Source organism: Megasphaera sp. ASD88 (assembly GCF_002287425.1).
GTDB lineage: Bacteria > Bacillota > Negativicutes > Veillonellales > Megasphaeraceae > Megasphaera > Megasphaera stantonii.
In genome coordinates, this window is sequence record NZ_NQXW01000005.1 from 1 (window position 1) to 14,356 (window position 14,356).

A 14,356-nucleotide genomic window follows, 5' to 3' on the forward strand; every position below is an offset into this window, starting at 1 on the left:
CTTCTGGTTTGTGTAATCCTTCGATTCGTTCAACACTGCCTGTGACTTCTGGTTTGTGTAATCCTTCGATTCGTTCAACACTGCCTGTGACTTCTGGTTCGTGTAATCCTTCGATTCGTTCAATGTTTTTTGATCTGCCTTTTCCATCTGACCAACAGTTGCCCCGTCAGTAGATGCTTCCCCGTCTTTCATATTTACAAGTTTACGTTCATTTCCTTCTGAACCAATAGAAAAGGTATTCGCCTCCGTAGCTTTACTATTAGCACCAAAAGCTACAGAATTATTTGCCTCAGCAGTAACTTTTGCATTGTATCCTATAGCAATAGAATCGGTAGCTGCATCAGTACCACCTTGTTGGGTATTACTTGCTACTTGTGCCCCAAATCCAATAGCAATAGAGCCATTAGCGTCTGCTCCAATAAATGAATTATGGCCAATAGCTATTGCATTGTCTGCATGAACTGGTGCATCATAAGTGTTCGAACCATCACCGATTGAAATACTATTATCACGACCAGAACCAATCCATCCGCCTCCTGCCGTATAATTAGCCTGTACACTTCCAACACCCATAGTCAGTACCAAAGCAGCTAATACAGCGGCGGCACTTCTGCTGATTCGGCCGCCTGTGCTTTTCGTGCAGCTGTGAGCAAATTCCGACGTGACGACATATTGATGCTTTACTTTACTCCATATTACCTTATAAATCCGGTTCATACATGTTTCCTCCTTGTGTCTATACTTGGCTTCGCGTGTTTTTACTTTTTTCTGTGCAAGGAAAACCATTTCTCGCGGCAGGTCAGGCTGCAGAAGGTCGTCCGTCTGTCCTTGGCCTCGCTTACTTCGACGAGGGCGCCGCAGTTGCGGCAGCGAAAGGAGCGGCGGATGACTATGGACGTCACCTTTTTGGAGTGCTTCCAATAGAGCCTCTCACAGTGGGCCGAGCAGAATTTAGTCCGCCGGTCCGTCGGCTCTGTGACCCGCACGAGGCGGCCGCACTTGATGCAGCGGAAGCTTCGCAGGGCCTCGGCGTCTTTGAGAGGCCGCACGTGGTTGTTCACGCCGTGCCGGTGGGCGTACCGCCGGCAGTAGGAGCAGCAGTATTTCTGCGTCACCCTGTCGGCCAGGAATTCCTTTCCGCAGATGGGGCATACAGCCGGCCGCTTCATAGGCTGACCTTGCCGTCTCCAGCAGCCATATACCGTCCGGCCTGCTTCCAGCCAAGGCAGGCACGCAAAAAAGACAGCATAAACCTATGCTGCCTAAAACACACGCTATGATGCATAACAGGGCGTACGAATCCCCGGATAATCGTCGTCAGTACTGTATACGGGACGAATGCATATTTATGGCTATAATGGTACCCCCCTCCCCGTATATGTATTTGCGTTCTTATCCTTTGATGTATTCACCCAGTTATTCCAACGGTTCAAGCTAGAGAACATATCTTTCACCCCCTTTATAGCATTCAATATATCACTTTACTAAAATAAATGCAATATCCCTCGCTTTGTTATTATTTTATGTTAAATTTATTGTTTAATTAAAATATTATGTATATTTTCGATAATCTTAATATTTTCAACGTAATTTCATTTCTCAGGCCACCCCGACGAAATTCGGGAACAGGCAATCTTATCGCTACTATCAATCCCCCCGTTTTTATATTGCATTTAAAGCTGACAAAGGGAAAAAATATATGTAAAAAAATGCCTGTTCATGAAATATTTTTTTGCCGAGAGAGCAAATCATGGTATTTCATGGACAGGCAAAGGGGATTTTGTTTCTTTACAATCCACTTATGTTAACGCTTGGCTCAAAAATTTTTCGATCTGGCTTTCGCCGACGACAGTAATACCGTAGTTCTTCAGCAGCTCTGCTGTCACGCCGTCGCCTGCCGTCAACGTCCGCGTAAACGTGCCGTCGTAAATCCGGCCGCTGCCGCAGGACGGGCTTTTTTCTTTCAGCACGGCGACGGTGCAGCCGAAGGTCTTCGCCAAATTTAAAGCCATAGCCGCGCCGCGGCGATACTGCTCCGTCACGTCCCGGCCGCTTTTCGTCCGCACTGCGCCGCCCTGCCGTTCCGCCGGGTCGCGAGGCGTAGCCAGTCCGCCGCCCTGCTCGGGACAAAAGGGGATAAGGTGAATATCGGCTTCCTTCAGCAACGCTTCGACGGCGGAATATCCTTTGCTCTGCCCGTCGTAGCGGCAGGCAAGGCCCAGCAGGCAGGCGCTTATCAATACGTTCATAATTGCACGCTCCTATTCTTAAAAATGCATTTTCATATACTAAAATAATTTTTCCCTTTCGATAACAGAAAAACCGCATATCTACAGCATATACGGCCCATTGCCGCCATGAAAAAATATTAAATTTCCATTAAATTATACGGGATAAAATTGCAAAAGTACAGCGGTCATACTATAATACGGGCAAGATACGCAGCGACGAAAGGAGATTTCCTATGACAAGAACGAAAAAACAGCGCAATACGGCCGATTTACTGGTCGAATGCCTGGAAGAAGAGGGAGTCCATTACATATTTGGCATTCCCGGCGAAGAAAACCTGTCTATCATGAATGCCTTGGAACGTTCGAAAATCGAATTTATCACCGTCCGCCACGAGCAGGGCGCGGCCTTTATGGCCGACGTCTACGGCCGCCTGACCGGCAAGGCCGGCGTCTGCATGGCAACCCTCGGCCCCGGCGCGACGAATCTCATTACGGGAGTGGCCGACGCCGACTGCGACGGTGCGCCCCTCGTCGCCATTTCCGGCCAGGTCGGCACGGATAAGATGCATATTACGGCTCATCAGTATTTAGATTTGCGCTCCATGTTCGAGCCCATTACCCGCCGGGCCTACACCGTCGTCCGTCCCGATACGATGGCGGAAATCACCCGCCTGGCCTTCAAATACGCCGAACGGGAAAAGCCGGGGGCGACCTTCATCGACTTGCCCGTAAACATCAGCCACATGCCCGTCGCCGATACGGAACGGCCTATGCAGCGCAAGGCTATCCTGCCGGAAACGGCCCTGCAGTCGCAGATCGAAGCGGCGGCGGCCATGATTTCCTACGCCAAAAATCCGGTCATCCTGGCCGGCAGCAGCGCCATCCGCAACCACGCCTCGGAGATGCTGACGAAATTTGCCGAAACGCTGAAAATCCCGGTCATCAATACGATGATGGCCAAGGGCGTCATTCCCTTTGACAACCCCTATTCGTTGTGGACCGTAGGCATTCCCATGGAAGATTACCAAACCAAGGTACTGGAACGGGCCAGCCTGGTCATCGCCATCGGCTATGACATCATCGAATACGCCCCGGCCAAGTGGCATCTGAGCCAGGCCGACATCATCCATATCGACACCATGCCGGCCGATATTAACAAAAACTACGAACCGGCCGTAGAAGTCGTCGGCGATATTACGGACTCCCTGAGCCGCATCCTGGAAAAGGCCGCCCGCCTGCAGAAACCGACGTACGCCCTGGATATCCGCCGCCGCATGGTGGAAGAACACGAAAGCTACGCCTCCGACCTGTCCTTCCCGGTCAAGCCGCAGAAGGCCCTCATCGACTGCCGCCGTATCATGGGCGAAGACGACATCGTCATTTCCGACGTCGGCGCCAACAAGGTCTGGATTGCCCGCCACTACAACTGCTACAAGCCCAATACGTGCATTATTTCCAACGGCTTCGCCACCATGGGCATCGCCGTCCCCGGCGCTATCGCCGCCAAGCTCGTCCATCCCAACAAGAAGGTCCTGGCGATTACCGGCGACGCCGGCTTCATGATGAACTGCCAGGAGTTTGAAACGGCTTACCGTCTGGGCACGAATTTCGTCACCCTCATCTTCAACGACTGCAGCTACGGCCTCATCAAGTGGAAGCAGGACATGCAGTTCGGCCATCACGCCTACGTCGATTTCACCAATCCGGACTTCGTGAAATTCGCCGAAAGCGTCGGAGCCATCGGCTACCGCATCGAAAAGACGGAAGACCTGCTGCCTACACTGGAAGAGGCCTTCGCCCAAGACCGGCCGGTCATCATCGACTGCCCCGTCGACTACGGCGAAAACATGAAGCTGACGGAACACTTAAAAGAGCTTATGCCAAATTTATAAGAGAAGTATACGAAAAAGGACTGAAATTTTTCAGTTCTTTTTCTGTATTATGACGTATATTTCTACAATACTTTAAAGTACAGTGCTATAATATAGGTTGCTTATATCTGCGCGTCCTTCTTCCGCGCAGGCAAGTTGATTTTATGTGAAAGAGGTGCCCTATATTGAGCCATACATCTGCATTTGATCGGAGAAGGCGGACCATCGGTCTGTTCGGCGCGCCTATCTGCGCCCTTCTCGTCTTTTTAACGCCCATGCCCGACTTATCCCTGGCAGCCCATAAGCTGCTGGCCTTGATGACGCTCGTCGCCTTATGGTGGATTACAGAGCCGCTGCCCCTGCCGGTCACGGCGCTCCTCGGCCCGACGCTGGCCGTCGTCATCGGCATCGTACCGGCCTCAACGGCCTTCAGCGCCTTTGCCAACCCGCTCATCTTCCTGTTTATGGGCGGCTTCATGCTGGCGACGGCCATGATGCATCACCATCTGGACAAGCGCTTCGCCTTTTGGCTCCTGTCGCGCCGCTGGGTCGGCTCGAATCCCAAGAAGATCCTCCTGGCCATGGGGCTGGCGACGGCCCTGTGCTCCGGCTGGGTCAGCAACACGGCGACGACGGCTATGATGTTCCCTATTGCCCTGGGGTTGTTAGGAGCTATTAAGGAAATGTTCGCTGCCCAAGGCAAAATTTTAGACTTGCACACGTCAAAATACGCTACGGGCATCATGCTCATGACGGCCTATGCCGCATCCATCGGCGGGTCGCTCACGCCGATCGGCGCGCCGCCCAACTTGATTATCGTCGGCTTTCTGAGCGAAATGAGCCACATTTATGTCTCCTTCTTCGACTGGATGGTCTGGGGGGCCGTCAGCACGATCCTGTACTTCATCATCGCCTACGTCGTCCTCGCCCGCATGTATCCGCTGGAGGTTTCGGAAATCGCCGGCGCCGACGAATTCATCGCCGCCCGCCGCCAGGAGCTGGGAAAATGGACGCGGGCCCAGAAAAATACGCTGATCGCCTTTATCGTCGCCATCGTCCTCTGGGTGACGCCGGGCATCATGAGCATCGTCCTCGAACCGGGCAGCCCGATGATTAAGCTGTACAACCGCCTGTTCCCCGAAGCTGTCGCCGCCCTCATCGGCGCGCTGGCCTTATTCCTCCTGCCGGTCAACTTCAAGGAACGGCAGTTTACCTTGTCGTGGAAGGAAGCGGCTAAGGGCATCGAATGGGGTACCCTCCTCCTCTTCGGCGGCGGCCTGTCGATGGGTACGATGATGTACGCCACAGGCTTGTCGACATGGTTCGGCACGCTCATCATCGACGCCCTCGGCGGCAATCCGTCGGAGGTAGCCCTCATCGCCGTATTCGCCGTCATGTCCCTCCTCATGTCGGAACTCACGTCCCACACGGCAGCTACCAACATGGTCGGCCCCTTGGGTATTACGGCTGCCATGGCTGCCGGCTTCAATCCCGTTCCCGTCGCCGTAGCCATCGCCCTGGCCTCGTCGCTGGGCTTCATGCTTCCCGTCTCGACGCCGCCGAACGCCATCGTGTACGCCAGCGGCTACATCCCCATCACCAAGATGATCAAGACAGGCGTATACATCGACATCATCGGCATCGCCTGCGTCACCATCCCCTTGGCAATATACGTCGTCAAATGGGTTATTTCCTAACAGCTTCTATACAACAATATATACAATACAAAGACAGCCCTGAAAACGGAATTGCGCCGTTTCAGGGCTGTTCTTTTTTTATCGTTGAGTTATACCGCTTATTTCAGCGTCTTCATAAAGGCCAGCAAGGCGTCGACGTCTTCTTCCTTCGTCGCCCAGGACGTGCAGATGCGGATGGCGATGCGGCCATCGGGCAAATCGGCGAAGTGGTCTACCGAATAGGATTGGCTGATCGTCTTCAGCTGTTCTTCCGTCACGATCGGCAGCTGCTGGTTCGTCTGATGCTCATACAAGAAGGAATAGCCCGCTTCTTTCAGGCCCTTGTACACCTTGACGGCCAGGTCGGCGGCGTGACGGGCGCTCTTCATGTATAAGTCGTCCGTAAACAGCGCTTCGTACTGTACGCCTAAGAGCCAGCCCTTGGCCAGGAGGCCGCCGCGCTGCTTGATGTGGTAGGGAAATTCCTTAGACAGGTCTTCGTCCATAATGACGACGGCTTCGCCGAATAAGGCGCCCTGCTTGGTGCCGCCGACGGTAAAGACGTCGCAGATCTGCGGCAGGTCGACCAGGGTCATGTCGCTGTCCGGCGCGGCCAGGGCGTAGCCGAGGCGGGCTCCGTCGACGAATAATTTCATGCCGTATTCCTTGCAGACGTCGTGAATGGCGGCGATTTCAGCGCGGCTGTACATGGTGCCGACCTCCGTCGTCTGGGAAATATAGACCATGCCGGGCTGTACAAAGAACAGGGCGTGCGTTTCCTTCCAGTAGGCCTGGCAGACGTTGCGGACCTGCTGAGCCGTCAGCTTCCCGTCCGCCGTTTCAACCGACAGGATTTTATGGCCCGTCGCTTCGATAGCGCCCGTTTCATGGTTGAAAATATGGGACGTCCGCGGCGCGACGACGCCCTGATAGTTTTTCAGGCAGGAGGCGATGACCGTAAGGTTGGCCTGGGTGCCGCCGACGAGGAAATATACGCCGGCCTCCGGAGCCTGGCAAGCCTGGCGAATCAAGTCGCGGGCATGGTCGGAATGAGGGTCGAACCCATATCCCGGATTCTGCTCCAAATTAGCCTTGGCAATGGCTTCCAGCACCGGCAAGGGCGCTCCCTCCAAATAATCGCATTCAAATCGTACCATCTGTATTCCTCCTCATTTATTTTTTAGGCATTTTTTCAGCGTTTTTCAGCATATCCGTCATGACGGAAAGCAAGCTGTCGTCCTGATCGGCTTCATTGGCGAACAGGATGGCAATTTCTACGGAGCTGCCGTGCTGCCAGGCCAGGCAATGTATCGTTTCAGCAAAATTCGTCTCGTTGATGATAAGCTTGCGCTGGAGCGTGCATTCATAAAACATATGGCCTCTGAACTTTTTAGCACTCATAGGCCGTACGACCTTGAAGCCTTCAGGCAGGCACTGCTTCATCAACGCCGCCGTACGCTCCATGAGCACGTCCATATTGGGCTTGACGCCGGCGCTGTGCAATATGCCGGCCTTTTCGCGCTGCCGGTCAATGGCCGCCTCGACCTCCCAAATATTGGCGCTGTAGCGGAGCATATATCCGTATTGGAACGAAGCACCGTCCCGCTTTACCAGCTGATACGTCTGCGGCTCTATAGGATAAATCCGTTCCAGCATAGCCGCCGCGTCGTTGCCGTAGCTTTCCGCCGTGAGCAGCGGCTGGTACCCTTCTTCCATATACAGGCCGTCGGGCACGGTGATAATCCCCCAGTTCGGAAAGAGCGTCTCCGTCCCCTTGTCTTTGGCCAGCAGCGGCATTGTCAGGGACAGTACGGCCGCCGCGGCGAGTATTCCTGCTTTTACATTCACCATTGTCACATCCTCATTTGGATACATTTCCGTATTGTTGATACTCCCAATACCGTTATTCTATAATATTTAAAGTACTGTGTCAAAAAATAGTGGCACAGCCTTGGCAAGTATGGTATAGTGGTACTGTAATTTAATCGCAATTAGGAGGAACAATCATGGACTTTACAATCAAACCGAATTCGCAAGGTGAAATTTCCGAAGTCGTCGTACTGGACAATACGGCCATCAAAATGGGCAGCGGCAAATCGCCCGTATACGCTACGCCGGCCCTCGTCGCCCTGATGGAAAACGCAGCCATTCTGGCCTGCGAAAGCCAGCTTCCCGAAGGCTATAACACCGTCGGCATCGCCATCAGCGTCAAGCACCTGGCCGCAACGCCTATCGGCCTGACCGTAACGGCGAAAGCAACCCTCGTCGAACAGGACAGAAAGAAGCTGTCCTTCAAAATCGAAGCTTTCGACGACGCCGGCAAGGTCGGCGAAGCGACGCACGACCGCTTCATCATCGAATCGGCTCCCTTCCTGGCTAAAGCCGAAGCGAAAAAAGAATTGAAAAAATAATCCATTCAGCATGACACAACCCGCCGGTTCAGCCGAACCGGCGGGTTCTTTGCCTCTGGCAAACCTTGCAGCAGCGCGTCTCTATTCCGAGTCCAAATGAAGGCACGCCAAAAGGGCCAAATTCAGCGCAGAATTTGACCCTCTCCGTTGCCAATATGATATACCTTTTTTCTTACTGTACGATAACGGCCAAGGCGTCGCCGGTCTTGACGTTGTCGCCTACGTTGACCCGCAGGCTGTGGAGCTTGCCTTCGGCCGTAGCCGTGATGTCGTTCTGCATCTTCATGGCTTCCAGTACAAGCAGGACGTCGCCCCGTTTGACAGCCTGGCCGGCTTCGGATTTCAGCGCCGAAATCTTGCCGGGCATGGGAGCTTTAATGACGACGGCGCCGTCGGGAATCGGTTCCATAGCAGCCGGAGACGGTGCAGCTGCCGCCGGCGCAGGCGCAGCGGCCGGAGCTGCCGGTGCGGCAGGCTGCGGGGCCTGCGCAGGAGCGGCCGGAGTCGGAACGACTGCCGGCGCAGGCGCAGCGCCGCCGATTTCTTCTACTTCTACTTCATATGCTTGTCCATTTACCGTTATTTTAAACTTTTTCATTCTATATCCTCCTGGCGAAAAATATATATCTATTACCGCATACCGGCCAGGCGGCCGGCCATAATCCAGTGTGCATTCTGCCGTTTTTTCGCTTTGATCGAGCGGATAGCCGCCGGCGAATAGCCGTAAGCTGCGACGGCCGCCATGATCACGGCGACGACTTCCGGCGAAATGTCGGAAACGTCGGCCTGCGGCGCCGTCGGTTCCGCCGGAACGGTCGCCATAGGACGGGCGGCGACGACGGCGGGCTGCCGCTGCCCTACGGGCACGACAGACTGGTGCGCCGCTACGGCATGGGTCGGAACGGGTTCTTCCTTCGGCGCGTCTTCTTCCTGCACAGGCTGCGGCGCAGCTGTTTGCGATGCTGGTGCAGGCGCAGTCTGCTGCCCCTGCTTAGCCAACAGGCGCTGCAAATCATCCTTCACCTCTGCCAGCTCGGCAATCTTCCGTTCCATCTCCTGCATGCGGCTTGCGGAATGACGCCACTGCAGCACGCACAGGATAGCCAAGACGATCAGGGCCAATAGTTGCAAATCCATAGCCATCCCTCCCCTTATAACGGCATATTGCCGTGCTTCTTAGACGGGCGTTCTTCCCGCTTGCTGTACAGCATAGCCAAGGCGTCGATGATGCGGGGACGCGTTTCCTTCGGCTCGATGATGCAGTCTACATAGCCGTGTTCCGCCGCTTTGTACGGCGTGGAAAATTCCGTAATATATTCTTGTTTCTTCTTTTCTTTTTCCGGATCGCGCTTAAAGATGATATTAGCCGCGCCATCCGGACCCATGACGGCGATTTCAGCCGTCGGCCAGGCAAATACCATGTCTGCGCCGAGCTGGCGGCAGCACATGGCGATATACGCGCCGCCGTAGGCCTTGCGCGTAACAACGGTTACCTTCGGCACCGTCGCTTCGCAGTACGCGTAGAGCATCTTCGCACCGTGGCGGATGATGCCGCCGAATTCCTGCGTCGTTCCCGGCAGGAAGCCCGGCACGTCGACGAAGGTGACGAGAGGGATGTTGAAGCTGTCGCAGAAGCGGATGAAGCGGGCCGCCTTATCGGACGCGTTGATGTCCAGGCAGCCGGCCAGGAATTTCGGTTGGTTAGCAATGATGCCGACAGTCTGGCCATCGAAGCGGGCGAAGCAGGTAATAATATTTAAGGCGTAATTTTCCAATACCTGATAGATTTCGCCGTTGTCAACGCAGGATTTAATGACGTCGAGCATGTCGTAAGGCATGTTGCTGCTGTCGGGGATGACCGAATTCAGGCTTTCGTCCTGACGCTGCGGATCGTCGTTCGTTTCGGCGATAGGCGCTTCCTCCATGTTGTTGCTCGGCAGGAAGTCGAGGAGATATTTAATCTTAGCAATGCAGTCGTCTTCGTTTTCGCAGGCAAAGTGAGCTACGCCGGACACGGAATTGTGCGTCATAGCGCCGCCTAATTCTTCAGATGAAACTTCTTCGGCCGTAACCGATTTGATGACTGCCGGGCCCGTGATAAACATATTCGACGTATTTTTAACCATGAAAATGAAATCCGTCAAAGCCGGGCTGTATACGGCGCCGCCGGCGCAGGGCCCCATGATGACCGAGATCTGGGGAATGACGCCCGAAGCCGACGTATTATTCATAAAAATGCGGCCGAAGCCGGACAAGGCGTCTACACCTTCCTGGATGCGCGCGCCGCCCGAGTCGTTGATGCCGATAATCGGAGCGCCCATCTTCAGGGCCATTTCCTGAACCTGGCAGATTTTATGAGCATGCATTTCGCCGAGGGAGCCGCCTTCGACGGTGAAATCTTCGGCATAGGCGAAGACGAGACGGCCGTTTACGGTGCCGTATCCCGTCACGACGCCGTCACCGGGAATGTCTTTTTCCTGCATATTAAAATTCGTGCAGCGATGGCGGATAAACTGGCTGATTTCCGTAAAGCTGCCTTCGTCGAAGAGCTTGTTCAGCCGTTCCCGCGCTGTCATCTTTCCTTGTGCGTGCTGTTTATCAATGCGTTTTTGACCGCCGCCCATTTCAATGGTTTTCAGTTTTTCATGAAATTGAGCGATTTTTTCTTGAACTGTAGCCATAATGCACCTCCATTGCAACATGTCGCATAGTTTTATATTTTACCATAGAAACTCGCATTTTAACAGTATAGTACTTATATATTATAATACATTTTCACTCTATATAAAAGGCCGCCTTTTCTCTATGTGCCGGCCTTTTTCGTATGCTGGAATTTTATTTTAATATATACGAAATATACGTCGCGAATCCATTATAAAATAAAGAAAGGGCCCATTATTTTTAATATTTCCCAGAGCAATACCAAACAATCTCGTCGGCATGAATAATAACATTTGCTACTTTTCCGCTTTTCCAGTACAATAAGAACAGTTTTTCAAAATGAAAAGAGGAGGAAGCCATGGATTACGATACGAGGGACAAAAAACGATATATACGCGCGTCCCGCTGGGCCAAGCCGGACCCGGATGTTCAGAATCCGACGCGGTACTACGCCGTCAGCAGAGGCCGGCGCATCGGTATCTTTACGGATTTTGCCAAATACGAAAGGGCTACGCAGGGCTTTAAGGGCGCCCGCTCCAAAAGCTTCAAATACTATAAGCAGGCCCGGCGCTGGCTCTATCGGGAACTGTTCGCCAAGCCCGGCGAGTATCCCCTCGAAAGGCGGCAGAAAAAAGAGCTGGCCCGCCGCAGGTCTTTATCCTCTCAAGTCAAGGACTTCATCCGCACCCTCGACGCCAGCCGCATCTACGCCGTCGACGTCGAGATGACCGACCTTTCCTCCGACGGCGAAATTCTGCAGGTTTCCATCGTCAACGGCCGGAACGCCGTCATATACAACCAATATTTCAAGCCGGAACACCAAACGGAATGGGACGATACGGTACCCATCCACCACATCACGCCGGAACGCGTACAGGACGCCCCTTCCTTCAGCAGCTACGCCCCGCTGTTCAGCAAGCTGTTTGCCCAGGCCCAGCTTATCGTAGGCTACAATACGATGCAGGACGTGCGCATGCTGCAGCAGGCCGGCGTCGCATTTCCGCCGGCCCTGCCGATACTCGACGCCGGCGAAGCCTATTCCTTCATTCATTCGGAGCATCAGCCCGTGCGCTCCTACGCCAAGCTGAAGGACTGCGCCGCCCACTACGGCTACGGAGAAACTCAGTGGCACGACAGCCTGGCCGACGCAGCGGCGACGCTCTACTGCTTCCAGGCCATGATGGACGACGAAAACGCCCTGTTCCAGCTGTTCCACGCCAATCCCTAAGGCAGACAAAACGCCCGCTCTTGCTTCTGAAAAGGCAAAAGCGGGCGTATCGTATATCTGTATCAGTCAAGCATGGCTCTTAGAGTTCCGGTTCAATCAAGCCGTATTTGCCGTGTTTCCGTTTGTATACGACGCTGATCGTATCGGTCTTGGAGTTGAGGAATACGAAGAAGTCGTGGCCTACGAGGTTCATCTGCAAAATAGCTTCTTCGACGTCCATCGGGCGGGCGGCAAATTTCTTCGTTCTGGCGATTTCAAAGGTTTCTTCCGGTTCCGCCGGCCCTTCTACCAAGGCGGCGTTGAAGGACGAGCCCTTCATGCGGCGAGCCAATTTCGTTTTATATTTATGGATTTGGCGAACCATCTTGTCGTATACCAAATCGATAGCGGCATACATATCGTCGTTCGCTTCGACGCCGCGGAGGACGACGCCGTCTACTTTCAAGGTAATTTCTGCAATCTTACGGTCTTTTTCAACGGAAAGCATTGCTTGTACGTTTACTTCGTTGTCGAAATATTTCGTCACTTTCTTTTCGCGTTTCAATACATAGTCTTTCAGAGCTTGCGTAATTTCTAAGTTCTTGCCTCTAACAGTTGTTGCCATAAAAATCCCTTCCTTTCCGTCGGGAAGTCCATCAGATACGATATGGCTTTCCTACCTCATGGTTGCTTCCCTTATATATATAATATTCCACAGGGATATAGGAAATCCTTCTTGTGATTTTAATTATTTTGCAGAAAACCTAAGGCCCGCAAGGGACAGAAGCGCTTCAGCCTTTCCGGCTCACGACCCGCAGTCAAATAAAGCCTGAGGCTCCGTGAATTCAAGCATGCCGTCCATCCCGCCTTCGCGTCCAATGCCGCTGTGCTTAAAGCCGCCGAAGGGCGCTGTCACATCGCGCGGCCCGTCGTTGATATAGACGTTGCCCGACCGGATGCGCCGCGCCGTCGCGACAGCCTGCTCTTTCGGCCCCCAGACGGCGGCGTTCAGGCCGTACGGCGTGTCGTTGGCAATGGCTGCGGCCTCTTCTTCCGTGTCATACGTAAGGACACAGAGGACGGGGCCGAAGATTTCTTCGCGGGCAATGGTCATGTCGTTCGTCACATCGGTAAAAATCGTCGGATAGACATAATATCCCTTCTCCGGAGCCGGCGGCAATCCGCCTGCCAGCAGGGCCGCACCTTCGTCGATTCCCTTCTGGATATAGGAGCATACCGTCTGGAATTGATGCTCTGACGCGACGGGGCCTACCTTTACGGCCGGGTCGGTTGGATCGCCGACGATGTATTCCGGAAGCAGCTGCAGCAGCAGCCGTTCGACAGTCTCTTTATCGTCTTTCGGGACGACGAGGCGCGACAAGGCCGTGCAGGTCTGCCCCGAATTGAGAAAGATGGAATCGAGGCACATGCGCGCCGCCCCTTCGTAGTCTGCGCCTTTCAAAATAACGCAGGGCGACTTGCCGCCCAACTCCATGCTGATGCGCTTCATCGTCGCCAACGCCCTGCGGGCTACGCCGACGCCGGCTTCCGTCGAGCCCGTAAAGGATATCATGTTAATCAGGGGATGGTCGCACATGGCGTTTCCGATTTGACTGCCCCGGCCGGTTACGAGGTTGAACACACCTTGGGGAAATCCGGCCTTATGGAAGGCCTCCGTCAGATAATAGGCGGCTAAGGGCGTATGCTGGCTCGGCTTCAGCACGACCGTATTGCCTACGAGAATCGCCGGGACGACCTTCTGGATAATCTGCCCCAAGGGATAATTCCACGGCGTAATGCAGCCGACGACGCCGACGGGCTCCCGGTATACCGTCGACTGGGGCAGGGTTTCCACCAAGGGAAGGCCAGCCGCCAAGTCGATATACGACTGGGTGCGCACGTACTGGTATCGGACGTGGCTGGCCGCGGCAAAGGACACGGGAGCTCCCAATTCCTTGACAATGCAGTCTGTCAGCTGCGGCTCCATCTCTTTAAAATACGTCAGCATCTTCTTCATGTACTCCATCCGTTCCGATAGAGGCGTCGCCGCCCAGGCCGGAAGGGCCGCTGCCGCAGCCTTCGCCGCTTTGTCTACGTCGGCGTCTTTTCCTTCAGGCACGCAGGCAAATCTCTCTTTATTCGCCGGATTTTCTACGTCAATATAAGCTCCCGACGCGCTGGGCGTCCAAGCTCCATCTATGTACAGCATTTTAAAATTCATAGGGCTCACCTCGATTTTCTCTCCTATGTATACCAAAACTGCCGCACGAAGAACAGGATTTCCTTCATGCGGCAGCAC

Annotated in this window: 14 protein-coding genes; 4 read left to right on the forward strand and 10 right to left on the reverse strand. The window is 54.0% G+C overall.

What is annotated here, in order from left to right:
* The 3 genes from CJ260_RS04540 to CJ260_RS04550 form a co-directional block, all read right to left on the reverse strand.
* The coding region (locus CJ260_RS04540; RefSeq protein WP_255378466.1) for an ESPR-type extended signal peptide-containing protein at nt 1–717 on the reverse strand (717 nt) is incomplete at its 3' end.
* A 41-nt stretch (nt 718–758) separates the two neighbouring features.
* Entirely contained in the window at nt 759–1,169 is a 411-nt protein-coding gene (locus CJ260_RS04545; protein WP_095629341.1) for a hypothetical protein, read from the reverse strand.
* 630 nt (nt 1,170–1,799) lie between these two features.
* Entirely contained in the window at nt 1,800–2,249 is a 450-nt protein-coding gene (locus CJ260_RS04550; RefSeq protein WP_087477149.1) for a DUF523 domain-containing protein, read from the reverse strand.
* A gap of 215 nt (nt 2,250–2,464) precedes the next feature.
* Here CJ260_RS04550 and CJ260_RS04555 point away from each other — a divergent pair, with 215 nt between their 5' ends.
* Together CJ260_RS04555 and CJ260_RS04560 are read left to right on the forward strand one after the other, a co-directional pair.
* Nucleotides 2,465–4,123, forward strand: a complete 1,659-nt coding sequence (locus tag CJ260_RS04555; protein ID WP_095629342.1) for an acetolactate synthase large subunit — start codon at nt 2,465–2,467, stop codon at nt 4,121–4,123.
* A 164-nt stretch (nt 4,124–4,287) separates the two neighbouring features.
* Complete coding sequence (locus tag CJ260_RS04560; RefSeq protein ID WP_198947395.1) at nt 4,288–5,799, forward strand: DASS family sodium-coupled anion symporter; 1,512 nt, start codon at nt 4,288–4,290, stop codon at nt 5,797–5,799.
* A gap of 98 nt (nt 5,800–5,897) precedes the next feature.
* Here CJ260_RS04560 and CJ260_RS04565 read toward each other — a convergent pair whose 3' ends face one another.
* On the reverse strand, nt 5,898–6,935 hold the full coding sequence (locus CJ260_RS04565; RefSeq protein WP_095629343.1) for a low specificity L-threonine aldolase: 1,038 nt from the start codon (nt 6,933–6,935) through the stop codon (nt 5,898–5,900).
* 16 nt (nt 6,936–6,951) lie between these two features.
* A complete protein-coding gene (locus CJ260_RS04570) occupies nt 6,952–7,629 on the reverse strand; it encodes a hypothetical protein (RefSeq protein ID WP_233127896.1) in 678 nt (225 codons plus the stop codon).
* A gap of 155 nt (nt 7,630–7,784) precedes the next feature.
* Here CJ260_RS04570 and CJ260_RS04575 point away from each other — a divergent pair, with 155 nt between their 5' ends.
* Nucleotides 7,785–8,189 carry a thioesterase family protein gene (locus CJ260_RS04575; protein ID WP_095629344.1) on the forward strand — a complete coding sequence of 135 codons (405 nt, stop codon included), beginning with the start codon at nt 7,785–7,787 and terminating at the stop codon, nt 8,187–8,189.
* A 172-nt stretch (nt 8,190–8,361) separates the two neighbouring features.
* On the opposite strand, the gene CJ260_RS04580 is transcribed toward CJ260_RS04575, so the two are convergent.
* Genes CJ260_RS04580 through CJ260_RS04590 form a run of 3 tightly spaced genes read right to left on the reverse strand, consistent with a single transcriptional unit; the run spans nt 8,362 to nt 10,870 of the window.
* Nucleotides 8,362–8,787, reverse strand: coding sequence for a biotin/lipoyl-containing protein (locus tag CJ260_RS04580; RefSeq protein WP_095629345.1), 426 nt, complete (start codon nt 8,785–8,787; stop codon nt 8,362–8,364).
* A gap of 32 nt (nt 8,788–8,819) precedes the next feature.
* On the reverse strand, nt 8,820–9,326 hold the full coding sequence (locus CJ260_RS13105; RefSeq protein WP_233127897.1) for a hypothetical protein: 507 nt from the start codon (nt 9,324–9,326) through the stop codon (nt 8,820–8,822).
* A gap of 14 nt (nt 9,327–9,340) precedes the next feature.
* A complete protein-coding gene (locus CJ260_RS04590; protein WP_087477154.1) occupies nt 9,341–10,870 on the reverse strand; it encodes an acyl-CoA carboxylase subunit beta in 1,530 nt (509 codons plus the stop codon).
* 338 nt (nt 10,871–11,208) lie between these two features.
* Here CJ260_RS04590 and CJ260_RS04595 point away from each other — a divergent pair, with 338 nt between their 5' ends.
* A complete protein-coding gene (locus CJ260_RS04595; protein WP_095629346.1) occupies nt 11,209–12,078 on the forward strand; it encodes a viroplasmin family protein in 870 nt (289 codons plus the stop codon).
* A gap of 79 nt (nt 12,079–12,157) precedes the next feature.
* Here the strand turns inward: CJ260_RS04595 and hpf are convergent, their stop codons facing one another.
* Together hpf and CJ260_RS04605 are read right to left on the reverse strand one after the other, a co-directional pair.
* Complete coding sequence (gene hpf, locus CJ260_RS04600; protein WP_087477156.1) at nt 12,158–12,682, reverse strand: ribosome hibernation-promoting factor, HPF/YfiA family; 525 nt, start codon at nt 12,680–12,682, stop codon at nt 12,158–12,160.
* Nucleotides 12,683–12,862: 180 nt separating this feature from the next.
* The gene (locus tag CJ260_RS04605) at nt 12,863–14,278 is read right to left on the reverse strand and encodes an aldehyde dehydrogenase family protein (protein WP_095629347.1); all 1,416 of its coding nucleotides are present in this window, start codon (nt 14,276–14,278) and stop codon (nt 12,863–12,865) included.
* Between the last annotated feature and the right edge of the window lie 78 nt (nt 14,279–14,356).